The 22,507-nt window shown below is 55.1% G+C and carries 16 protein-coding genes; 12 read left to right on the top strand and 4 right to left on the bottom strand.

The genetic code is table 11. From position 1 onward, the window contains the following. Positions 1 to 447 precede the first annotated feature (447 nt). Positions 448 to 1,092, bottom strand: coding sequence for a TetR/AcrR family transcriptional regulator (locus TH25_RS19210; protein ID WP_114089914.1), 645 nt, complete (start codon positions 1,090 to 1,092; stop codon positions 448 to 450). 134 nt (positions 1,093 to 1,226) lie between these two features. Between TH25_RS19210 and TH25_RS19205 the strand changes: the two genes are divergently transcribed. The 7 genes from TH25_RS19205 to TH25_RS19175 all read left to right on the top strand — a co-directional run bounded on the left by TH25_RS19205 (position 1,227) and on the right by TH25_RS19175 (position 13,582). After that, entirely contained in the window at positions 1,227 to 2,414 is a 1,188-nt protein-coding gene (locus tag TH25_RS19205) for an efflux RND transporter periplasmic adaptor subunit (RefSeq protein WP_258549229.1), read from the top strand. 12 nt (positions 2,415 to 2,426) lie between these two features. Continuing rightward, positions 2,427 to 5,573: an efflux RND transporter permease subunit gene (locus TH25_RS19200; protein ID WP_114089912.1), complete on the top strand. Its 3,147-nt coding sequence runs from the start codon at positions 2,427 to 2,429 to the stop codon at positions 5,571 to 5,573. A 514-nt stretch (positions 5,574 to 6,087) separates the two neighbouring features. Continuing rightward, a complete protein-coding gene (locus TH25_RS19195; RefSeq protein ID WP_114089950.1) occupies positions 6,088 to 7,818 on the top strand; it encodes a thiamine pyrophosphate-dependent enzyme in 1,731 nt (576 codons plus the stop codon). Between the two features lie 129 nt (positions 7,819 to 7,947). After that, positions 7,948 to 9,627, top strand: a complete 1,680-nt coding sequence (locus TH25_RS19190; protein ID WP_114089911.1) for an FMN-binding glutamate synthase family protein — start codon at positions 7,948 to 7,950, stop codon at positions 9,625 to 9,627. A gap of 222 nt (positions 9,628 to 9,849) precedes the next feature. Beyond that, the gene (locus TH25_RS19185; RefSeq protein ID WP_114089910.1) at positions 9,850 to 10,779 is read left to right on the top strand and encodes an SH3 domain-containing protein; all 930 of its coding nucleotides are present in this window, start codon (positions 9,850 to 9,852) and stop codon (positions 10,777 to 10,779) included. Continuing rightward, positions 10,779 to 12,557, top strand: coding sequence for a hypothetical protein (locus tag TH25_RS19180; RefSeq protein WP_114089909.1), 1,779 nt, complete (start codon positions 10,779 to 10,781; stop codon positions 12,555 to 12,557). The genes TH25_RS19185 and TH25_RS19180 overlap by 1 nt, the downstream gene beginning before the upstream one ends. Then, the gene (locus TH25_RS19175; RefSeq protein WP_114089908.1) at positions 12,554 to 13,582 is read left to right on the top strand and encodes a hypothetical protein; all 1,029 of its coding nucleotides are present in this window, start codon (positions 12,554 to 12,556) and stop codon (positions 13,580 to 13,582) included. Before TH25_RS19180 ends, TH25_RS19175 begins: the two co-directional genes overlap by 4 nt. A 46-nt stretch (positions 13,583 to 13,628) precedes the next feature. Here the strand turns inward: TH25_RS19175 and argE are convergent, their stop codons facing one another. Together argE and TH25_RS19165 are read right to left on the bottom strand one after the other, a co-directional pair. Further along, a complete protein-coding gene (argE, locus tag TH25_RS19170) occupies positions 13,629 to 14,795 on the bottom strand; it encodes an acetylornithine deacetylase (RefSeq protein ID WP_114089907.1) in 1,167 nt (388 codons plus the stop codon). Further along, positions 14,792 to 15,559 (bottom strand): NAD kinase, encoded by a 768-nt coding sequence (locus TH25_RS19165; protein ID WP_114089906.1) that lies wholly within the window; start codon positions 15,557 to 15,559, stop codon positions 14,792 to 14,794. The genes argE and TH25_RS19165 overlap by 4 nt, the downstream gene beginning before the upstream one ends. A gap of 250 nt (positions 15,560 to 15,809) precedes the next feature. Between TH25_RS19165 and TH25_RS19160 the strand changes: the two genes are divergently transcribed. The 3 genes from TH25_RS19160 to TH25_RS19150 all read left to right on the top strand — a co-directional run bounded on the left by TH25_RS19160 (position 15,810) and on the right by TH25_RS19150 (position 19,049). Then, on the top strand, positions 15,810 to 16,517 hold the full coding sequence (locus TH25_RS19160; protein ID WP_114089905.1) for a TetR/AcrR family transcriptional regulator: 708 nt from the start codon (positions 15,810 to 15,812) through the stop codon (positions 16,515 to 16,517). Positions 16,518 to 16,723: 206 nt separating this feature from the next. Further along, positions 16,724 to 17,647, top strand: coding sequence for a sulfurtransferase (locus TH25_RS19155; RefSeq protein WP_114089904.1), 924 nt, complete (start codon positions 16,724 to 16,726; stop codon positions 17,645 to 17,647). 109 nt (positions 17,648 to 17,756) lie between these two features. Next, positions 17,757 to 19,049, top strand: coding sequence for a YeeE/YedE family protein (locus TH25_RS19150; protein ID WP_258549228.1), 1,293 nt, complete (start codon positions 17,757 to 17,759; stop codon positions 19,047 to 19,049). Between the two features lie 64 nt (positions 19,050 to 19,113). Here TH25_RS19150 and TH25_RS25110 read toward each other — a convergent pair whose 3' ends face one another. After that, the gene (locus TH25_RS25110; RefSeq protein ID WP_181847718.1) at positions 19,114 to 19,278 is read right to left on the bottom strand and encodes a hypothetical protein; all 165 of its coding nucleotides are present in this window, start codon (positions 19,276 to 19,278) and stop codon (positions 19,114 to 19,116) included. A 335-nt stretch (positions 19,279 to 19,613) separates the two neighbouring features. Between TH25_RS25110 and TH25_RS19140 the strand changes: the two genes are divergently transcribed. Next, the gene (locus TH25_RS19140) at positions 19,614 to 20,420 is read left to right on the top strand and encodes an HNH endonuclease (RefSeq protein WP_114089903.1); all 807 of its coding nucleotides are present in this window, start codon (positions 19,614 to 19,616) and stop codon (positions 20,418 to 20,420) included. A gap of 305 nt (positions 20,421 to 20,725) precedes the next feature. Further along, a complete protein-coding gene (locus TH25_RS19135) occupies positions 20,726 to 22,501 on the top strand; it encodes a DEAD/DEAH box helicase (protein WP_258549227.1) in 1,776 nt (591 codons plus the stop codon). The last annotated feature ends 6 nt before the right edge of the window (positions 22,502 to 22,507 follow it).

Below are 22,507 nucleotides of genomic sequence, written 5' to 3'. Positions count from 1 at the left end.
CGTGACAGATGATTTTGGTGAAGATGGGGCAGACACAGCCTTTCCGTCACCGGAGGGGGAGGGGAAGGGCTGTGGGCGATGGCGCGAAGCGAACGGTTGATATTTTTGCATTGTCACCGGTCCATATCCGATGGGGCGGGGCAAAAAACGTACGGATGCGCAATCGTACCAGGTAAACCGACCGGATTTGCCCGACCGGACGCCATGCCTGTGGTTGCCCGATATGTCGTGGTCGTGGTCGTCATTGACCGTGCCTGGGATGCCAGGGCGGGAAATGGCGGCGAAAGACGATAGGTAGAGCTTAAAGATGGACGGCACGCGCGGATGAAAAGCGATCAAGGAGGCCAGAACCGGTTAAAAAGTTAATCAAGTTTTGCATTGCAAAACAAACGCGGGTGATAGACCCTTAATGCCACAGGTCATCCGCGTATGAGGGTGTGTCCGGGATCATGTACGGCGCGGCAGGGCACCGTTCAACACAAGATCGACCAGTTGCCTTGCCCGGTGTTCGATTTCCGCGTGCGTGGGGTGATAAGGTGGCATGGTTTCGATCAGGGTGTCGCGCCATTGCCCGTGAATCATGGTAAGAAGCATGCGGGCCGCGAAATCCGGGTCGGAGATATTGAGCGTTCCGTTATCTGTATGGTGTTTGAAAAAGTCACTGACGCGCCGGCTAATGACATCGGGGCCGTTTTGCAGGAAGGTTTCGCGAATTCCGGGAAACTGGTGCATTTCGACTTGAAGGAAATTCATGATCCGAAGGGAGTCCTCATTCATGCTTTTTTCGGTCATGATGATTGTGAAATCCAGCAGGGCTTCATGCGCGGGCCGGTCAGAGCGCAGCGAAGTTTGCAGTGTTTCACAAAACTCCTGACACTTTTCTGTCAGGACGGATGCAATAAGACCATCTTTGCCACCAAACGCCTCGTACAGGGTCGTGCGCGATCCGCCGGAAAGGGAGATCACATCATTGAGCGTTACCGCCGCAAAACCCTTTTCGGAGAGGATTTGCCATGTGGCATCAAGCATGGCACGCCGGCGGGCTTCGCCGCGCGCGTTGTGCTTGTGGACAGACTTTGAGGGCTCGTTCATGATTCTCCAAAAGCTTGTTTTTTTGGGGCTTGCTTCGGCGCTGCACAATATGTACTGTACAGTACAGTATTATTAAAAGCAATGGCAAGACCGCCAGAATGGTTTTGCTTTTCGGGACTGGAAGGAAGAAAATTTTGTCCGTTCGTTCGTGTCTGAAGGCTGCCAGTCTGGCGGCACTGGTGGTTTTTGTTGCCGGTTGCGATTCGCAGAAAGACGGCGACAATGCCGCTGCACAGCAACAGCAGGCACCTGCCACCCAGGTAAATTTTGTCGAGGTTCAACCGCAAACCATTGGGCTGGTGGCTGAACTGCCCGGTCGTACCGTTGCGTATCGCAAGGCCGATGTGCGCCCGCAGGTCGATGGTATCATTCAGGAGCGCAACTTCACCGAAGGGGCGACCGTCAAGGCCGGTCAACAGCTTTATCAGATCGACCAGAGCGTTTATCTTGCCAATGTGGATGCCGCCCAGGCGGACCTTGCCCGTGCACGTGCCACCCTGGACCAGGCGACCAAAACCCGTGCGCGTTATGACAAGCTGATCAAGACCCAGGCTGTGAGCGAGCAGACCCGTGATGATGCCATCGCTGCCGAAGCCCAGGCCAAGGCCAGTGTTGCGGCAGCCCGTGCCCAGGTGGATACCGCGCGCATCAATTTGCAATATACCACCGTGACGGCACCGATCCCCGGTAAAATCGGGGCGTCTAGCGTGACGGAAGGGGCGCTGGTAACGGCCAATCAGGAAATGGCCCTGGCGACCATCACCCAGCTTGATCCGATTTATGTCGATGTGACCCAGGCGGGTGGCCGCCTGATGCGTATCAAGCAGGGGATTGATTCGGGCAAGATCAAAAGTGCCCCGGATGGTGAAGGTGTTGATGTCCGCCTGATGATCGACAGCACCAGCGACCAGTATTCCCATATCGGCAAATTGCAGTTTTCCGACGTGACGGTAAATGAAACCACCGGGACCGTTCGGTTGCGTGCGGTGTTTGACAATCCCGACCAGGTGTTGCTGCCGGGCATGTTCGTGCGGGCCTTTGTGGAGCAGGGCGAGGTTGACAATGCCTATCTCGTGCCGCAGCGCGCCGTGATGCGCCGCCCGGATGGATCGGCCTATGTCTATACCATCTCATCCGATGACAAAGTTGAAGCCAGGGCGCTGACCATCGAGCAGTCCAAGGGAGAGGACTGGATTGTGACCAAGGGCCTGAATCCCGGAGACCGCATCATTGTCGATGGCCTGCAGCTTGTCGGCCCGGGCAAACCGGTAAAACCGGTTGCCGTCAAGGGTGACGACAGCGCAAAGCCGGCATCCCGATAAGGATAGTATCTGATGGCAAAGTTTTTCATTGATCGCCCGGTATTTGCCTGGGTGGTTGCCCTCGTCATCATGTTGGCCGGGGGGCTGTCGATCCTGCAATTGCCGATCGAACAGTATCCGTCAATTGCGCCGCCGTCGGTGCAGATCACGGCGAACTATCCGGGGGCGTCGGCCCAGACGGTTGAAAATACCGTCACCCAGGTCATCGAACAGCAGATGAACGGGCTTGATAACCTGCGTTACATGTCTTCGACCAGTGATTCCACCGGGCGGGCGGAAGTGACGTTGACCTTCAATTCCGGGACCAACCCGGATATTGCCCAGGTTCAGGTGCAGAACAAATTGCAGGCCGCGATGTCGATCCTGCCCAGCCAGGTGCAGCAGCAGGGCATTAATGTCACCAAATCCAGCGGGTCGTTCCTGATGGTGGTGGGGTTTGTGTCCTCGGATGGCAATATTAGCGCCCATGACCTGGCGGATTTTGTTTCCAATACCATCAAAGACCCGATTTCGCGGGTGAATGGTGTGGGCAGTGTGCAGGTGTTCGGGGCGCAGCACGCCATGCGCGTGTGGCTCGATCCGTTCAAGCTGGTCAGCTATGGTATTACGGTTTCCGATGTGCGCAGCGCCATCGAAGCCCAGAATACCGAAGTTTCCGCCGGGCAGATCGGCGGGGCACCGGCCGTTGACGGCCAGCAGATCAACGCGACCATTACCGCGCAAAGCCGCCTTGAGACACCCGAAGAATTTTCCAACATTCTGTTGCGGGTGAATACCGATGGCTCCCAGGTGCGCCTGGGCGATGTGGCACGTGTTGAAATCGGGGCGGAAAGCTACAATATTGTCGCGCGCTATAATGGCAGGGATTCCGTTGGTATCGGTATCAACCTTGCCACTGGTGCGAATGCGCTTGATACGGCCGAAGCGGTCAAGAACCGGGTTAACGAGCTGAAAAGCTATATGCCGTCCGGCGTTGAAATCGTTTATCCCTATGACACGACGCCGTTTGTGAAAATCTCGATCGAGGAAGTGGTTCATACGCTGATCGAGGCGATTGTTCTCGTGTTCCTCGTGATGTTCCTGTTTTTGCAAAACTGGCGCGCCACCCTGATCCCGACCATCGCCGTGCCGGTGGTGCTTTTGGGGACATTTGGCGTGCTTGCGGCATTCGGTTTTTCCATTAACACCCTGACCATGTTCGGCATGGTGCTGGCGATCGGCCTTTTGGTGGACGATGCCATCGTGGTGGTGGAAAACGTCGAACGCGTGATGTTTGAAGACGGTCTATCCCCGCGTGACGCCACACGCAAGTCAATGGAACAGATTACCGGGGCGCTGATCGGTATTGCCCTGGTGCTTTCGGCGGTGTTTATCCCGATGGCGTTTTTCTCGGGCTCCACCGGGGCGATTTACCGCCAGTTCTCGATCACCATTGTCTCGGCGATGATTTTGTCGGTGATTGTGGCGATCGTGCTGACACCGGCCCTTTGTGCAACGCTGCTTAAAAATTCCCATCAGGATCCGCACACCCGCAAGGGCTTTTTCGGGTTGTTTAACCGGGGTTTTGAAAAGACGAATACGTTTTACCAGGGCAGTGTCGGCCATGTGGTGCAGCGCAAATGGCGCTATCTGGCGATTTATGTTGTTCTGGTGGGCGGGCTTGCCTTTTTGTTCACCCGGCTTCCGTCTTCCTTCCTGCCCGACGAAGACCAGGGCATCCTGTTTTCGATGGTTCAGTTGCCCGCCGGGGCCTCGCAGGAACGCACGGTTGATGTTCTTAAAAAGATCGAAGGCCATTTCCTGAATGACGAAAAGGACAATGTGAACGGTATCTTTACCGTGGCGGGCTTCAGTTTTGCCGGTAGCGGCCAGAATGCCGGTATTGCCTTTGTCAGTCTCAAGGACTGGTCAAAACGCAGTCAGCCCCAGCAATCGGTTCAGGCCATTGTCGGGCGGGCCTATGGTTTCTTTGCCACAATCAAGGAAGCAATGGCCTTTGCCTTTACCCCGCCGGCCATTGTCGAACTGGGAACGGCGAACGGTTTTGACATGCAGTTGGTGGATCGCGGCGGTTTGGGGCACGATGCCCTGATTTCGGCCCGCAACCAGTTGCTGGGCATGGCAGCCCAGAACCCGTCCGTGCAGGGTGTACGCCCGAACGGCCTGAATGACATGCCGCAATTCGAGGTTAATATCGACCAGGAAAAGGCCAAGGCGCTGGGCGTTTCGATTGCCGATATTAACGACACGCTGTCTACCGCCTGGGGGTCGAGCTATGTTAACGACTTCATGGAAAACGGCCGGGTGAAAAAGGTCTATGTCCAGGCAGATGCCAAATTCCGCATGATGCCCAAGGATATGGAAAACTGGTATGTCCGCAATAATCAGGGGCAGATGGTGCCGATTTCGGCCTTTGCCACGATGGATTGGGGATATGGTTCGCCCCGTCTGGAACGCTTTAGCGGTTTGCCTTCTGTCAATATTCAGGGGCAGGCGGCACCGGGGGTCAGCTCTGGTGATGCCATGAATGCAATGGCGGCAATGGTTGCCAAACTGCCCCAGGGCATTGGTCTGGAATGGACGGGCCTGTCCTATGAAGAACGGGCAGCAGGCGACCAGGCACCCGCGCTTTATGCCCTGTCGGTGATTGTCGTGTTCCTGTGTCTGGCCGCCCTTTACGAAAGCTGGTCGATCCCGGTTTCCGTGATGCTGGTGGTGCCGCTGGGCGTTTTGGGTGCCGTGGGTGCCGCCCTGCTGCGTGGTCTGCCGGACGACGTTTACTTCCAGGTGGCCCTGCTGACCACGATTGGTCTGTCGGCGAAGAACGCCATTCTGATTGTGGAATTCGCCCGTGATCTCTACGAGGACGGGATGGGACTGCTGGAAGCAACGGTTGAAGCCGCCCGGCAGCGTTTGCGGCCGATCATCATGACCTCGATGGCCTTTACCCTGGGCGTTCTGCCGCTTGCCATCAGTACCGGGGCCGGTGCGGCGGCGCGTATCGCGGTGGGCACCGGGGTGATGGGCGGTATGATTGCCGCGACCTTCCTGGCGATTTTCTTTGTCCCGCTGTTCTTTATGGTGATTGTCGGTACCTTTAGCCGCAAGGATCGCCGGGAAAAGGAAAAGCCGGTCGCCGATGACAGCCCGGCGCTGTGATAACGCTATCGGGGCAGGCGGATGACCGCCTGTCCCCAAAACAAAAGCCGGTCCGTTGATACCGGACCGGCTTTGTTCCCGCGCCTTCGACGGTTTGCAGAATAATCTGCGAGTCCCCCGACCCCGCCGTCGGATGCGCGTGACAGAGAGCCGGTGCTTTGCGCACCGGCTCTTTTGTTTTGGCCAAATGTGAGTGAGGCGTCAAGTTCCGATATATCTGTATAGGATGATTTTCCTGTTTGATGACGGGACGGTGCCGGGCAAAAAACGCCCCTTTGCCGGATGATCGGCACCCCGGTGGAACCGGCAGAGTTTTGCGGCGTTATCATGGCATGTGGCCGGTTTCGCGCTGCACACGGTTTTGTGTGCGCTTGCAGGGCGTTTTCTTATCCTGTTGTCGTTTGCCAGCCTGGCCAGACGACGTTCTTCGACACATATCCTTTTGGGACGCGCCCGCCTGTTCTGCCGAAACCGCGCCCTGACCGTTGTTTTTCTGCCGCTCAAAGGAGACGTCATGTCGCGCACCATTGCAGAAACCATTGTCGATATGCTGGCCGATGCCGGGGTCAAACGCCTGTATGCCGTGACCGGCGACAGCCTTAATCTTCTCAATGATGCCATTCGCCGGGACGGGCGGATTGACTGGATCCATGTGCGCCACGAAGAAGCCGGGGCCTATGCCGCAATGGCCGAAGGCATTTTGGGCGGGATTGGCTGTTGCGCGGGAAGTTCCGGCCCCGGTCACGTTCATTTGATCAATGGTCTTTACGATGCGCATCGCTGGGGCGCACCGGTGATTGCTCTGCCATCCACCATTGACCGCGCCGATTATGGCATGGAATCGTTTCAGGAAACCGATCTTGGCATGTTTGATGGCTGTAGCTGGTATAACGAACTGGCACAAATTCCCGAACAGGCGCCAAGGATGCTTCAGCAGGCCCTGCAAAATGCCATCACCCGCAAGGGCGTTGGCGTGTTTGGCTATAGTGGCGACATTCTGCCGCTGGATTTGCCCGAAAATGCCATTGCCTCCCCGGTTTATCGCCCGCAAACCGTGCTGCGCCCCGATGATGGCGCGCTCGATGATCTGGCAAAAATGCTGTCCGGGGCCAAACGCCCGTTTATTTATGGCGGTATGGGGTGTGATGCGGCGCGCGACCAGGTGCGCGAACTTGCCCGTCGCCTGAATGCGCCGGTCGGCTGGACCCTCAAGGGTAAAATGGCACTGGAACATGACAACCCCAATGGTGTCGGCATGACCGGCTTTATCGGTGGTCGGGCCTGTGCCGATGCCATTGCCGGGGCCGACGTGGTGTTGCTGCTGGGCACCGACTTCCCGTGGAAGGATTTTCTGCAAACCGATGCCCGCATTGCCCAGGTGTTAACGCATGGCGAACGGCTGGGGCGGCGCACCCATGTGGAAATGGGGCTGGTGGGTGATGTGCGCGCAACACTTGATGCCCTGTTGCCGCGCCTTGAAACCCGCGCGGATGACAGCTTCCTTCAGGACCGTTTGAAGGCGGCCAAAGACGACCGCGACAATATGGCCTACCATGCGCAAAAACCGGGCAAAAAAGGCGAGATCAGCCCGGAATATCTGACCGCCGCGATCAGCCGTCTGGCCGATGACGATGCCATTTTCACCGCCGATACCGGCATGACCACGGTATGGGCGGCGCGGTACCTTGAAAGTACCGGCAAGCGTCGCTTTATGGGCTCTTTCTCGCACGGGTCGATGGCCAATGCCATGCCCCAGGCCATTGGCGCGGCTCTGGCCGGAGATGGCCGCCAGAGCATTGCGCTGTGTGGTGATGGTGGCATTTCCATGCTGCTGGGCGATCTGGCGACCATCGGGCAATATCAGTTGCCGGTGAAAATGGTGGTCTATAACAATTCCAGCCTCGGCATGGTGGAAATTGAAATGCAGCTTGCCGGTATCCCCAATTTCCAGACGGAAATGACCAACCCCGATTTCGCCGCCATTGCCGAGGCTTGCGGCATTCGCGGTGTGCAGGTTGATGACCCGGAAAAACTGGATGATGCCCTTGAAATGGCGATGAACCATGAAGGCCCGGTATTGCTCGATGTCAAAACCGACCGTTATGCCGTTGCCATGCCGCCCCATACCAGCCCCGAACAGCTTGGCAAATATGCGTTAAGCGAGGCCAAAATGGTGCTGAATGGCCGAGGAACCGAAGTGATCGAGCAGTTGAAAACCAACTTTAAATATCTGCGCGATCTTTGATCCTGCACGGTGCCGGGGCAAGCAGCCAAAGGGTGCCAAAGGCTGGCTTGCCCCGGTGCCAGTAGGGATGCTTTTGCCCTGTTTTCTTCCTCCCGCGACATATTGTGCTGACCAGAACTGGAACCTTTGATGGCTAAAAAACAAACATTCGTGTCCGCTTTTGCCGGTGGTAATGGTCTGGTTCGGGCGATTTTGCCTTTGCTGGCGGTTGCGGGGACGGTTTTTTGCCTGATTGCGGCGTTTTTTGCCGCGTCATGGCTGTGGGGGCTGGTGATTTGCCTGCCTGTTCTGGCCCTGGCCATCCATGATGTTTTCCAGCGCGATTATGCCATTTTGCGCAATTACCCGGTGCTGGGCTGGGCGCGTTACCTGTTTCAGGATCTGCGGCCCTATTTGCGGACCTATATTGTCGAGGGCGATCTCGAAGGCCGCCCCTTTAACCAGGATCAACGCCGCCTGGTCTATGAACGTGCACGGGACGAGGAAGACAATCATCCCTTCGGGACCGAGCTTGATGTTTACGCCCACGAATATCGCTGGATCAGCCATTCCATCGCCGCGACCGACGTGCCCGACACGGACCCGCGCATTACCATTGGCGGCCCGCAATGCAGCAAGCCCTATAATGCCTCGATCCTCAATATCTCCGCCATGAGCTTTGGCTCCCTGTCCGCCCGCGCGATCGAGGCACTGAATACCGGTGCGAAAATGGGCAATTTCGCCCATGATACCGGCGAAGGCTCGATTAGCCCCTATCACCGCAAGGGTGGCGGCGATCTGATATGGGAAATCGGTTCGGGCTATTTTGGCTGCCGGACGGAGGATGGCAATTTTGACGAAGACCTGTTTGTCAAAGCCGCCTGCACCGATCAGGTCAAAATGATCGAAATAAAACTCAGCCAGGGGGCAAAGCCCGGTCATGGCGGGGTGCTGCCAGCGGCCAAGGTATCGCCGGAAATTGCCGAAACCCGCAAGGTGCCCCAGGGGCAGGATTGCGTCTCCCCCGCTGCGCACAAGGCCTTTTCCACCCCGCGCCAAATGCTGGAATTCGCCGCCCGCCTGCGTGATCTTTCCGGCGGCAAGCCGGTGGGTATCAAGCTGTGCGTGGGCCACCCGCACGAACCCTTTGCCATTGCCAAGGCGATGCTGGAAACCGGGATATATCTGGATTTTATCGTCGTGGACGGGGCCGAGGGTGGCACCGGCGCTGCCCCGATTGAACTTTCAAACCATGTCGGCCAGCCGCTTTATGACGGGCTGGTGATCATGCGCAATGCGCTGGTGGGAACCGGTCTTAAAAAACATGTCCGCCTGGGGGCGAGTGGCAAGGTCCATTCCGGCAGCGGCATTGCGCACGCCATCGCGCTCGGCGCGGACTGGGTTAATGCTGCCCGCGCCTTCATGTTTTCGATTGGCTGTATTCAGTCCATGAATTGCCACAAGGGCAACTGCCCGGTCGGTGTTGCCACCCAGGACCCGCACCGCCAGCGCGGCCTTGTGGTTGCCGATAAAGCCGAACAGGTCGAACGCTTCCACCGCAAAACCGTGCGCGCCGCCCTGCAAATCTCCTGCGCAGCGGGCCTTGAAAGCATCCACGACCTCGAACCCCACCACCTCTTCCACCGCATCAGCCCCACCGAAGCCCGCACGGCGGATCAGATTTACCCGTTTGTGGCGGAAAACCAGCTTATCAACGCCCCGGAAGAGACGCCGTACAACATCTGGTGGCAGGCGGCGTCGGCTGATAGCTTTAATGTTACCAAACGGGTGGGGGAGGAGCATAAGGCAGAATCAATGGCAACAAAATAAGTTGCGGCATAATTCAAAAAGAAAAACAGAACGTGTTGGCATTGTACTACGACCTGATAGTTCATGGGTATAAAAAGGATAGGTTTGTATAAAGTTTTCTCAAAATGTGTATAGGTTTTGAGTTTTGTTTCGTTTTGTTTGAGTTGATTAATTGACAGAAAAATCCCTCGCTAGGTAAACCTGATTAAGGGAGACTTGGGTTATCTTTTGATTGGGGGTTAAATGACTAAAATGTTGATGCGGAGCACGACCGCATTGGTGCTGTCTGGTGCACTGGCTTTGGGGGCCTGTGACAAAACGACAGGACAGACTGTTGGTTCTTTGGTTGGTGCGGTTGGTGGCGCAGTGCTAGGTGCGCAGTTTGGCAAAGGAACGGGGCAGCTTCTGGCAACGGGGATCGGTGTTGCCGCAGGCTATATGATTGGTGACTGGTTGGGCGGGATGCTTGACCCACAGGATGCCAAATCAGTGCAGAAAACGACATCCGTTGCACTTGAAAATCAACCAGATGGCCGTGTTGTAAGCTGGAGTAATCCTGATACCGGAGCAAAGGCTGAAATCACTCCGCGCAACACCCGTAAAGTCGCCAAGGAAGTGGCCGTTCAGCGTCCAAAGGTGGTTGCCAGCCCAGTCGGTATGACCATTGTCGGTGCAGATCGAATTGTTGCAAAAGGGGCCAATGTTCGTGCAGCACCTTCGACGTCGTCTGACGTCTTGACGTCTTTGAAAGCAGGAACTTTGGTGACTGCAGTCGGTAGTGTTAGTAATGGTGAATGGTATCTTGTCGGTCGGGGAAATAAGGCTGTCGGCTATGTTTATCATACTTTGTTGTCGATGCCTGTGCCGACTGTCGAGCCAACCCAGGTCGAAGTCGCCAAATCTGAAGTAAACGACACCTCTGAAGTTATAGAAAAAACTGTCTCGACTTCCTCCGTAAAGTCAGAAGTTACCTACAATAAACAGGAACCCGTCGTCGAGACCGCTGAAGTCAGTTCTGATGTCATTGATCTGGACACTGAGTTCGAGACGGAAACATTGCTGGTACAAACGGAATGTCGAGACGTTTCGATGAAGATCAGTAACGGGACGGATGTGAAACAGCAAAATTATTCAGCTTGCAAAGCGCCGGACGGTGTTTGGGAGATTGAATAATGCGATATAAGTTTTGCTGTGCTGTATTGCTTGCTGGCGTAATTATCAACGGCGTTAGTAGCTTTGCGATTGCTTCTGAAAATAAACTTATTGCCCGTTCAGAAAAACTGGGTATCGAGCTGTTTGGGGTTGGGGGCGAGAATTGGTGTGCAGAAAACTCTATTTTGCACCTGGAACGTAAGAAGGATAGCCCTTTAAAGGGAACGGAAGAAAAGCTGTTTCCGAAAATTTCAGGCTTGTTTTCTTCGTCTTGTCCACAAATGAAAACTGCCGAAATTGACGTGTTTGAACCCTCTGCACCGGATGTGGCGATCCGTAAGTTTATCATTTCGCAGGCCGAAGGTTGGTCCGTTGTTGTGAGTGGAGATGCGCAAACGTCGAAAGACCAAGCAAAGGGCGAGACGGCAGTAGAAAAACCTCAACAGGTTGACCAAGTTTTTCCTGATACTCAGCTAAAGAGAGATCAAAAGACGGCTGGAGAAGAAAAGGTCGTTGCTGATGCTTCGCAAACGTCTAAGCCTGAAAAAACTGAACCTGACAAAGTTGTTGCCGAAAAGAAAGATCCGAAGCCAAATCGATTGGATTTTTTGTCACTTGCCTACTTGGCGATGAAAGTAGATCCAGAGGCTAGAAAAGACAGTAGAACGTTTCAACATGTTGCTTCTGTACAAAATTGTAAAGCATATCTCAGCGTATACAAAAATGAATTTGACCTGCGTGACTGGCTTTTGCAACAGAAAGGTATCGTTGAAAAAAAGATTGAAAATTCAGGCGATATATTTGAGTTAACCAAGACTTATAATGTGCGCCGGAGTTATGATTTTTCTACCAATATGCTTGATATTGGAGGATTTACGCCCAATGGCTTTAGGCTTGGGGATACTTGCCGTTATACTGAGAATTATGATGATAGCTATTTGCATGGGGTGCTGTCTGTAGTTTTTGAGACGCTGCCAAAACAATTTACAACGAAATTATATCTACCAGGTGAACTTGGACGTAAATCAGTTGATGAACTGCAAAACAGCGGTAATCACGTGACTGTCAAGTATTTGCTTAAATTATCATCCGAAGGCGTTGTCGGGGAAAGCTGGAATCGTTCTTTCCGCTTCACGGCAAAATTTTTGGATGTGAAGATTTACACCGGACGAAATGCGAATTTCCTGCTAGCTCACCACACTTCTGAAGACTTTGAGACAGCAAGAAAAGCCGAGCAGGCAGAGCGTCTTTTGGCAGAACAAAAGAGCAGGGCTCGTGAACAAGAACTTGTTGCAGCTCAAAAAGCGCATGAGTTGGAAGTGGCGCGTGCCAAGCAAGCTCAGATAGATCGCGAGGCACTTAAACTGTACCAGTCTCTCTCAGGTTCGGATACGGTTCCGTCCAAGCTCGCAGCTCTTCATTTTGACGGTAATCCAAGTTTTGATAATCCCTATGATTTGGCTGCCTCTGCGTATCAGCGAAAAGCGCCTTTGCCAGTTCGCGTATTTGTAAAAGTCGGTAATAAGACGAATTTTGGCTATGCGGCAAAATGGCCAAATCGAGTGTATTTGCAAGGTGATGATTTGCAAGAGGGGAAATGGATATTTGTAAGCGGCTGGGTGAATTCTCAAAAAATTAACGGGGAAATTCGTCCGTTGATCTCTGTTGAGAAAGCGAGAGTGTGCGAAGACAGAATGTGCATGAATGACGGTGAAATTTCTAATTATGTGAAGTCCCAATTTCCCGGTTGGTCTGTGGTATCTCCTGTTGACCATAATGAGGAGGAAATCGGCAAATGACCGACCGGAAAATGGATGATAGCGATATTGTTGCAGTAAAAAAAACGGGCAAGAAAAAAGGCTTGTTTGTAGGCGGCGCTATATGTGTTTTGTTAGGTGCGGGCTATTTTACTGTTTCCAGTGTTGCAAGTTCTCGCGCAGAGGATCGTATTCGCACATTTTTGCATGAAAACCGGCTTGATCGACGCGTTCAGTATAAAGATATAAGTGCATCTGTATTTGGGACTGTAACCCTGAGCAAAGTTCGTGTGGATATGGGGGGAGGATACACGACAATAAATAATGTGGAACTTTCGAATATCGATATCGATGATCAAACCAATATTATCGAGAGTATCAATATTAAATTGTATGATATTAATACCCCGATTGATTCTATCAGTGGAAGAAATGCCATTGCGCTTGGGGTGACCAATCTTCAGGGACATATAATGATTGACTATGAGTATGATCCAAGTCGTGATCATATGTCCACAATGGTCAATGTTTCTCTTCCGAAAATCGGCGAATTTGAAAGTGAAGTTCGATTAAATCGTTTTCAGGTTCCGATGATGATCCGTCCGGAAAATTTCGACAGTTTGCGCGGGATCGATAATCTGTTGAAGTTGTTCTCTCAAGGCCAGTTGGAATATGCTTCAGTTAGTCTTGAAGATAAGGGACTTGGAGACCGCATAATTGACTATAAAAGCGCCGAACTTGGTTTGGCGATGCCTCTAAGTGAATATCGCCAGAAATTGAGCGACAAGTTCGCTCAAAGTTCTCAGTATTTTCCTTCGCAAACCGAATTTCAAAAAGAATCTTTCAGCATTTTAGGCCGGGTTTTGTCAGAAGGAGGTGGGAAGCTGTCCATTCAATTTGAGCCGGAATATCCGGTGTCTCTGTCTGAAGTCGGTCAGAGTGCAATGATGTTGATGTGGGGCGGCTTTTCGTTTAATCGCGATTTTCAGAGAAAGATTTCAGATAATGCTGATGTTTTGTCAGATATGATGAGGCAGGGTGTTCTGAAAATTTCATATGATGACTGAGTAGATGCGTAAAATGGCGGTGAAGGTTATTCACCGCCATTTGTGTTTAACAGAGCACCCTCACCAACTTATCCAAAAACACTTCACACCGAACCAACTGATCAAGTGCAATAAACTCATCCGGCTTATGTGCCTGTTCGATGCTGCCGGGGCCGCAGACGACGGTGGGGATGTCGCCCAGTTCGGCGAAGATGCCGGCTTCGGTGCCGAAGCTGACTTTGCCGGTGGTGTTGGCGCCGGTCAGTTCCATGACAAGGCGGGTGACGTCATCATCATCGCCGGTGGCAAGGCCGGCCACATCCGACATGGTTTCGATTTCGATACCAACATCATCGTAGGTTTCGCGCATTTCCGGGTGCAGAACAGTGTCGATGTATTCCTGAATGGTTTGGCGAATTTCGGCGCGGTCATGCAGGGGCAGGTTGCGATATTCAAAATCGAACCAGCAGTTCTGCGGAATAATATTAAGCTGCGTGCCGCCCTGGATCAGCCCGGTATGGACCGTGGTGTGGCTGGGGACAAAGCCGTCATCATGCGGGCCTTCGTCGCGGAATTTTTTGCCAAGCTGTTTTAAAAATACAATCAGTTCGGCGGCATATTCAACCGCATTGACCCCTTCGCCGGGCAGCGATGAATGGCCCGAACGGCCCGTGACATGAGCACGGCCGGAAAATTTGCCTTTATGCTGGGTAATCACCTGCATGCTGGTCGGCTCGCCGACAATGCACATGGCCGGTTTGCAGTTCAGGTCATTGATCATTTCCACCAGGCGCGGCGCCCCGATGCAGCCCACTTCCTCGTCATAGGTAAAGGCGATATGGATGGGGACGCGCAGGTCGGCCTTGGCGAAATCCTCCGCCCGGCCCATCAGGCAGGCGAGAAACCCCTTCATGTCGCACGATCCGCGGCCATAAAGTTTGTCGCCGCGAATTTCGGTGGTGAAAGGGTCGCTTTGCCAGACCTGGCCTTCGACGGGCACCACATCGCTATGCCCGGAAAGGATGATGCCGCCGGGCACATCGGGGCCGATGGAGGCATAAAGGTTGGCTTTGCCGTGGTCGTCGTCAAACACGGTATGGCACCGATAGCCCAGACCTTTGAGGAAGTCCTGTGCCTGGTTGATCAGGGCAAGGTTGGAATCAAGGCTGGTGGTTTTGTGCGCAATCAGTTTCGCCAGCCAGTCCAGGGTCTTTTCGCTTGGTTGGGTGCTCATTCGACAAACTGTTCCTTCAGGATGCGTTCTTCAAGATTGTGTTCCGGGTCAAACAGCAGGCGGATATCCATGCTGGTATCCTCGCGGATGATGACGCGCGACACATCGCGAACCTCGGTATAATCGGCCACGGCGGAAACCGGGCGTTTTTCGGGTTCCAGAATTTCAAATATCACCTGTGCCTTTTCGGGCAGCAATGCCCCGCGCCAGCGACGCGGGCGAAACGGGCTGATCGGCGTTAAGGCCAAAAGGCCGCTTCCCATCGGCAGGATCGGCCCGTGGGCGGACAGGTTATAGGCGGTGCTGCCTGCCGGGGTGCAGACCAGTGCGCCATCGCACACCAGTTCGGGCAGGCGCTCCACCCCGTCAATTTTAATGCGCAGTTTGGCGGCCTGGCGGGTTTCGCGCAGCAGCGACACTTCGTTAATCGCCAGCGCACACATGGAGCCACCATCCTTGGTATGGGCCTCCATCTGCAGGGGATGGAGCTTGACGGTCTGGGCGTCCTGGATGCGCTCTGGCAGGTCGATTTCGCGAAATTCATTCATCAAAAAGCCGACCGTGCCGCGATTCATGCCATAAATCGGCACCTTGCGGCCCATATAGCGATGCAGGGTTTCAAGCATGAAGCCATCCCCGCCAAGGGCGACAATGACTTCGGCCTTGTCGGGCGAAACATGGCCATAGCGGTGCTTGAGCCGATACATGGCATCCTGGGCGATTTTTGTTTCGGCGGCGACAAAGGCAATTGAATGAATGTACATTTTTTATCCGTCGGGGCGAGGATGGCCGCATGGCCCGCAGGGATACGATTTATATCGCAGGCAGGCCCGTGCAATGCGCCTGCAAATAGAGCCCGATTATTTCGCAATTGCAAGGGGCAGGGACAAAAACTGCATTCGCACAGGCAGGGGATGCGATTTGTCGCGGGATTCGTCACAGGTTGTATTGACGCGCGATAGAAAAGAGGTAACGCTTTGTCATCTTTTGGGATGATATGGCGCATCAAAAAATATGAGCGATTACAAACACCTTGCCCCGCTGGTTCTGGGCGATGATGACGAAAGCGGCGAGGGCTGGCGGCGCGACATCAAAAATGGCGCAGGACGGCAGATCCGTACGCGCCTGCCGCGTGACCCCAACGGGACCCGGCAAAAGCTGCTGGATGCCGGTTTTGCCGAAATCCGCCGCGCCGGGATTGCGGCGGCCTCGATTGCCAATATCATTGATCTGGCCGGGGTGACAAAAGGGGCCCTTTATCATCATTTCCGCAGCAAGGCACAGCTTGCCAATGCCGTGATCGAGGAATGCCTGCCTGCCTATGTCGACGAGATATGGCTCGACGCGCTGGCCTTTGAAGAGGATGTTTTGCCCGCCCTGATGACCCAGGTGGATCGCCTGGGTACCGATGACGCGCCGGAAATCCTGACACATGGCTGCCCGCTGGCGCGCCTGGCATCAAGTGCCGATGACATGGATGATGTGACCCGCAAACGCATTGACGGGGTGTATCGCTATTGGCGGCGCGGCCTGGCCGGGCATATCAGCCGGGCGCAATTTGCCAAATATGTGCGCACCGATGTGCAGGCATCGGCCGTGGCGGAATTTATCATTGCCAGCCTGCATGGCTATCTCAGCCGCCCGCCGGTCTTGCGCGGGGCGGATGTCCATGCCGCCTTCGCCGGAGAATATGCCCGCTATCTGAGCGGTTTGCGTCCCTGACGTTTATTGCGTTTAACAAGATTCCCGTTGTTTGGAATAGGCGCCGCGTGCCGGGGCAGGGCCGGTTGCGCGGTGTGATGTGCCGTCCCTGATTTTTGCCATCAAAAATCACATTAATTGTGTGTTAATATAAATAATTTGACGAATTGATGATGGGAAATATATAAGAACTACAAATTCGCAGATTCTTTTGGAGGGTGCAAACAATGCGTTCCCGTATTTTGGCAGGAATTGCTGCCGTCGTGATGATGATGGGGGCCAGTGCGGCCCAGGCCGAACGCCTGACGGAAAAGCCGCTGGTGGATGCCGGCTGGCTGGCCGACAATCTTGGCAATGACTCTTTGGTGGTTGTGGATATTCGCTCGCCCGGCAAATCGGGCAATCCCTATGATGCCGGGCATATCCCCGGTGCGGTTGATGCGTCTTATGGCAAATTTGGCTGGCGCGCCAAGGTTGGCGATGTTGTCGGCATGTTGCCGCCGGTGGATGTGATTTCACAGCGCATCGGCAGCCTGGGCATTGATAATGACAAACAGGTCGTTATCGTGCCCGCAGGCGTTAACTCCAGCGATTTTGCCGCCGCCACCCGCGTTTACTGGACCTTCAAGGTGCTGGGCCATGATGCCGTGACCATTCTGGATGGCGGGCAGCGGGCCTGGGTCGCATCAAATGGCGATCTTTCCACCGATGCTGTCAAACCGCAGCAGGTGGCCTTTGCGGCCCATTTTCGCCCCGAACTGGTGGCGACAAAAGACGAGGTTGCCGCCGCAAAATCCAAGGGTGTCGCCCTGATTGACGCCCGCCCCGAGGCCCAGTTTACCGGTCAGAGCAAAAGCCCGGTTGTCGCCCGTTTTGGCGCCATTCCCGGTGCGGTCAATATTTCGCAATCGCAATTCTATGACGCCAAAGACGGCAAATTTGTTGCTGCCGACGTGATTGAACAGCTTGCCGGTAAGGCAGGTGTGTCGGACAACAGCGAGGAAATCACCTATTGCAATACCGGCCATTGGGCCTCGGTTGCGTGGTTCGGTCTGTCCGAAGTGATGGGCAACAAAAACACCAAAATGTATGACGGTTCCATGACCGAATGGGCCGCTGATCCGTCGCGCGACGTGGTGAAAAGCCAGTAATCTGCTCGTTGCAGATTTTGGCAGGTTTTGTAAGGGGCCGGTCAGCGCGAATGTCGGGCTGACCGGGCCGATTTTTGCCCGTTTTGGCGATGTGCCGCGGATTTTCACCATGAAATCCGTGAAATCCGTCGCGGCACGTCTGGCTGTTGGCGATACTAAAATTTCAGGATCCATTATGGCAGATACAAGCGGGGCAAATGCGCGCATGCAGGCCGCCCCTTTGCCTTCTTTTTCGTTTGATCGTGGACCGGCTGTCATTTGCGCTGTCATTTTTGCCGCGGTGGCGCTGGTCATTGCCCAGGCCGTCAGCCTGCATCAGATGGTGGTTTATCTGATTGGCGGGGTGTTGGGCCTGGCGCTGTATCACGCATCGTTCGGGTTTACCGGCGGCTGGCGTCGCATGGTGGTCGAACGGCGCGGGCGGGCGATGCGGGCCCAGCTTTTGATGGTGGGCGTTGCCGCCATTGCCTTTATGCCGCTGCTGGCTTTTGGCTCGCCCTTTGGCACATCGCTGGTCGGCGCGCTGGCACCCGTCGGGGTGTCGGTTCTGGTTGGCGCGCTGCTGTTTGGCTTTGGCATGCAGCTTGGCGGCGGGTGTGGCTCCGGCACATTATTTACCGCCGGTGGTGGTTCGGCCCGGATGTTGGTGACGCTGGCATTTTTCGTGGTCGGCGCGTTGCTGGGCACAGCGCATTTGCCGATGTGGCTAACTCTGCCATCGATTCCGCCCGTTGGGCTGGGCAGTGTTTTGGGTCCGGTTGGCGGTATCATTGTCACACTGGTCGCCCTTGCAGGTGTGGCTTTGCTCACGGTGATTGTTGAACGCCGCGCACATGGCGCGCTTGAGCTGGTTTCACCGCCCTCCCGCCGGGGCATCGCGCGGTTTTTGCATGGGCCGTGGCCGCTGGTCGGCACGGGCCTGTTGCTGGCGCTGATGAATGTTGTGACCCTGCTGGTCACGGGGCATCCGTGGTCAATTACCTTCGGTTTTGGCGTGTGGGGCGCAAAAATTGCCCAGGCCGTGGGCGTGGGTGTGGAAAACTGGGCGTTCTGGACCTGGCCCGGCCCGGCGCGTGCGCTTCAAAATTCGGTATTGGCCGATGATACCTCGGTCATGAATTTCGGCATTATCATCGGCGCGGCCCTGGCATCGGCCCTGGCGGGCAAATTTGCGCCCAAGGTGCGTGTGCCGCTGGCATCGCTGATTGCGGCGGCGATTGGCGGGGTTTTGATGGGCTATGGGGCGCGGCTGGCCTTTGGCTGCAATATCGGCGCCCTGTTTAGCGGCATTGCCTCGGGCAGTTTGCATGGCTGGCTGTGGTTTGTCGCCGCCTTTGTGGGCAGTGCGCTCGGCATTGCCGTTCGTCCGATTTTTGGTCTCGATGGATTTAAAAAGAAATGACCGATCGTAATTATCTGCTTTATGGCGCGGTTTTTCTGGCCGCCACCGGTGCCATCGCCGCTGATCACTTTAGCCATGCAGGCGGGGCCAACCCGCCTGCTATGGCACAACCCGCCCCGGCCAATCGCCCGGCATCGGGTGGCGGAAACCCTTGCGCGGCAGCAAACCCCTGTGCTGCGGCGACTCCCTGTGCAGCCGCAAATCCTTGTGCCGCAGCCAGCCCGTGCATGGCAAATCCGTGCGCTGCGGCGGGGAATCCTTGCGCGGCGTATAATCCTTGCGCTGCCGGGAATCCGTGTGCGGCGATGAATCCCTGTGCGGCAGCCAACCCTTGTGCTGCAGCTGCGGGTAATCCGTGCGCTCCAGCGGCGGCCAATCCTTGTGCGGCCAGCAACCCGTGTGCGGCGATGAATCCCTGCGCTGCGGGTACGAACCCCTGTGCGGTGTATAATCCTTGTGGTGCTTTGGCGCAGTGACCTACTTAAGCTAATGTAAATAAATACCTTTCAAAGTTTTTCGGTTTTGGCTCTAATATCAAGATCGATGGAGAAGGGTTGGTGTTAAATGGCTGGGCGACGCTGGAGCGAATCAGAACTTTTGGTTGCTCTAAATATCTATTTTGAGTTGGAGTTCGGCCAATTTCATCAACATCAACCCCGAATCATAGAGATTGCCAAGCTCTTAGATCGAACGCCGAGTTCGCTTGCTATGAAGCTGTGCAATTTTGCGAGTCTTGATCCAGCGATGAATGGTAAGGGATTATCGGGTGCCAGCAAGGCAGATCGCCAAATTATGGAATCATTTATCGCCGATACTGAAAATACAGTTGTGCGAGCGCAACTCTCTCTAGAGAGTTTGCTCGCCCATCGCGACAATGAAGCGATAATCAGTCAAGATGTTGCTGGGCGAGATGAGTTTAGCGAAGGCGCGGTGCCATTTTCGGGCCAAATGCCTAAAATGACTGAATCGGTTGCGAAGCGCAAAACGCGTATTGGGCAGCCATTTTTTCGGACTGCTGTTTTGGCGGGTTATCGGCATCGCTGCGGCGTTTGTGCGCTTAACATTCCAGAGTTGCTTGTTGCTTCGCACATTATTCCGTGGAGTCAGATGCCTCATTTACGTTTGCGGCCTGATAACGGCATTTCATTGTGTTCTATTCACGATAAAGCATTTGATCTTGGCTTTTGGTCGCTTGATCATCAGTTGTGTATCGTGCTCAGCCGTCGTTTGGTGCAATTAGGTGGTGAAGCTGCGAAGTTGTATTTCAGCAAATTTGACGGGGCAGAGTTGATTTTGCCCGATCGTTTTGTGCCCAAAACGGAATTTATCGAGTGGCACAGGAGCAATGTCTTTTTAGACGCAAAACACTAAGTTTGGCAGCTTTATGACGAAGGCTTTGAGGGAAAACGAAAATATCCCGTTTGACATTCGGGGAAAACTCTGCGCATCTTACGGGCGTCATTTGATTGCTCCAGTAGCGTAGAGGGAACGTTAGCCTGTTCCGGCCTGTCGAGCGGTTACGGAAGAACAGCATGGATTTGCCCTGCTACGCGGGTAATTCGGAAGAGATGCAAGGCGCAGACCTGTCTTAAGAAACATATCAAGGGCCGATTCCCTTTGTCTGCTGCCGCAAACCCAAGAGAACTATTTATTTGACCCAGTTTTCGGATCTCGGCTTGGCCGAGCCCGTACTTCGCGCTTTAACGCACGAAGGTTACGCTACGCCGACGCCCATTCAGGCCCAGGCGATTCCTTCCCTGCTGGAAGGTAAAGATCTTCTGGGTATTGCCCAGACCGGTACCGGCAAGACTGCTGCTTTTGCATTGCCTACCCTTGACCGTCTTTCCAAATCCGATAAACGGACCGCACCGCGCCATTGTCGTGTTCTGGTGCTGGCCCCGACGCGCGAACTTGCCGCCCAGATCGGCGAGAGCTTCCGCGCCTATGGCCGTTTTACCAAAACCAGTGTTGCCGTAGTTGTTGGGGGTGTGGCCCACGGGCCGCAGATCAAGGCGTTGACGCCGGGTGTCGATGTGCTGGTGGCCACGCCGGGCCGTTTGCTTGATCATGTTGATGCGGGCAAGGTCAATCTTTCCCAGGTGGAAGTTGTCGTGCTTGACGAGGCGGATCATATGCTGGATCTCGGCTTTTTGCCGCCGATCCGTCGCATCGTTAAAATGCTGCCGAAAAAGCGCCAGAACCTGTTTTTTTCGGCCACCATGCCATCCCAGATCGGTCAGTTGGCCGGGGACATGCTGCATGATCCGGTCAAGGTTTCCGTCACCCCGGTTGCCACCACGGCAGAGCGGGTGGATCAGTCGGTTTATCTGATCGAGGCCTCGCGCAAGCGCGCACTTCTGGCGGAACTGCTGGATAACCCGGCCTTTGTGCGCACCCTGGTTTTCACCCGTACCAAACGCGGGGCGGACCGGGTGGCAAAACACCTTGAAGCCAATAAAATCAGTGCATCGGCCATTCATGGCAATAAAAGCCAGAACCAGCGCGAACGTGCCCTGGCCGCTTTCAAGGACGGGCAGGTACAGGTGCTGGTCGCAACCGATATTGCCGCACGCGGCATTGACGTTGATGGCGTGACCCATGTGGTTAATTTTGAGCTGCCTAACGTGCCGGAAAGCTATGTGCATCGCATTGGCCGGACGGCGCGCGGTGGGGCGGCAGGCCAGGCCATTGCCTTTTGCGCCGATGATGAACGCGGGCTTTTGCGCGATATTGAGCGCACCACCCGCCAGTCCATCCCCGTGATTGACCGTCGCGATGCCGAGGCTGCCGCCAAAAGCGAAGCCGAAGCCGCCGCCAATCGCCCGGCGCAAGGGGCGCGGCGCGGGTCGCGCGGTGGCAATGCGGCAAATGGTGGCAAGTCCGGTCGTTCTGCGCCAGGAAAGGGGCGGGGCGATACAGGCAACCGTCGTGCGGCGGGCCATCACAATGACCGTTCGGGCAATCAGCCCGCCGAGGCGGCAAAGCCGGGGCAGGGCCGTTACAAAGGGGGCCGCAAAGCGGCTGCCGATGGACAAACCCGCAGCAATGGCGCCGCGCAGAACGGTGATGATCGTGCCAGTCAGCCAGTAAAGGCAGGGTTTGTGGCGCGCGACAGCCGTGATGGCGCACCGGCGCGCACCACCCGTCGTGATGGCAATCATGGTGGCAATGGCGGGGCCGTGCGCGGCAATGCGCAGCGGGGCAATCGCAATAGTGGCAATAACCGTTCGGTTGGCGAGAGTGCCGATCAGAACCGCATTGCCTCCAGCGTTGCGTTTTTGGGCAAATCAACATCTGAAAAATCTGGCGCGACGGGTAAAAGCGGCGCGACGGCAGATGCAGGTCGCCCCAATCGCAATTCAAGAAATTCCGGTCCGGCAAAGGGGGCGCGTAGCACCTCTGATCAAGGCCGGTCAAAAACAGGAAATCGCCCGCGGCGCTCGGTCGCCTAGGTTGAT

Source organism: Thalassospira profundimaris, from assembly GCF_003326755.1.
In the GTDB taxonomy this organism is placed as follows: domain Bacteria; phylum Pseudomonadota; class Alphaproteobacteria; order Rhodospirillales; family Thalassospiraceae; genus Thalassospira; species Thalassospira profundimaris_B.
The sequence above is the reverse complement of the archived record's forward strand: the minus strand, read 5'-3'. Positions and strand labels throughout refer to the sequence as shown.

Bases quoted from the DNA above. Each gene is read 5' to 3' on its own strand.
- TH25_RS19210 (WP_114089914.1), bottom strand. From the start codon at position 1,092: ATGAACGAGCCCTCAAAGTCTGTCCACAAGCACAACGCGCGCGGCGAA.
- TH25_RS19200 (WP_114089912.1), top strand. From the start codon at position 2,427: ATGGCAAAGTTTTTCATTGATCGCCCGGTATTTGCCTGGGTGGTTGCC.
- TH25_RS19195 (WP_114089950.1), top strand. From the start codon at position 6,088: ATGTCGCGCACCATTGCAGAAACCATTGTCGATATGCTGGCCGATGCC.
- TH25_RS19190 (WP_114089911.1), top strand. From the start codon at position 7,948: ATGGCTAAAAAACAAACATTCGTGTCCGCTTTTGCCGGTGGTAATGGT.
- TH25_RS19185 (WP_114089910.1), top strand. From the start codon at position 9,850: ATGACTAAAATGTTGATGCGGAGCACGACCGCATTGGTGCTGTCTGGT.
- TH25_RS19180 (WP_114089909.1), top strand. From the start codon at position 10,779: ATGCGATATAAGTTTTGCTGTGCTGTATTGCTTGCTGGCGTAATTATC.
- TH25_RS19175 (WP_114089908.1), top strand. From the start codon at position 12,554: ATGACCGACCGGAAAATGGATGATAGCGATATTGTTGCAGTAAAAAAA.
- argE (WP_114089907.1), bottom strand. From the start codon at position 14,795: ATGAGCACCCAACCAAGCGAAAAGACCCTGGACTGGCTGGCGAAACTG.
- TH25_RS19165 (WP_114089906.1), bottom strand. From the start codon at position 15,559: ATGTACATTCATTCAATTGCCTTTGTCGCCGCCGAAACAAAAATCGCC.
- TH25_RS19160 (WP_114089905.1), top strand. From the start codon at position 15,810: ATGAGCGATTACAAACACCTTGCCCCGCTGGTTCTGGGCGATGATGAC.
- TH25_RS19155 (WP_114089904.1), top strand. From the start codon at position 16,724: ATGCGTTCCCGTATTTTGGCAGGAATTGCTGCCGTCGTGATGATGATG.
- TH25_RS19150 (WP_258549228.1), top strand. From the start codon at position 17,757: ATGAAATCCGTGAAATCCGTCGCGGCACGTCTGGCTGTTGGCGATACT.
- TH25_RS25110 (WP_181847718.1), bottom strand. From the start codon at position 19,278: ATGCACGGGCTGGCTGCGGCACAAGGATTTGCGGCTGCACAGGGAGTC.
- TH25_RS19140 (WP_114089903.1), top strand. From the start codon at position 19,614: ATGGCTGGGCGACGCTGGAGCGAATCAGAACTTTTGGTTGCTCTAAAT.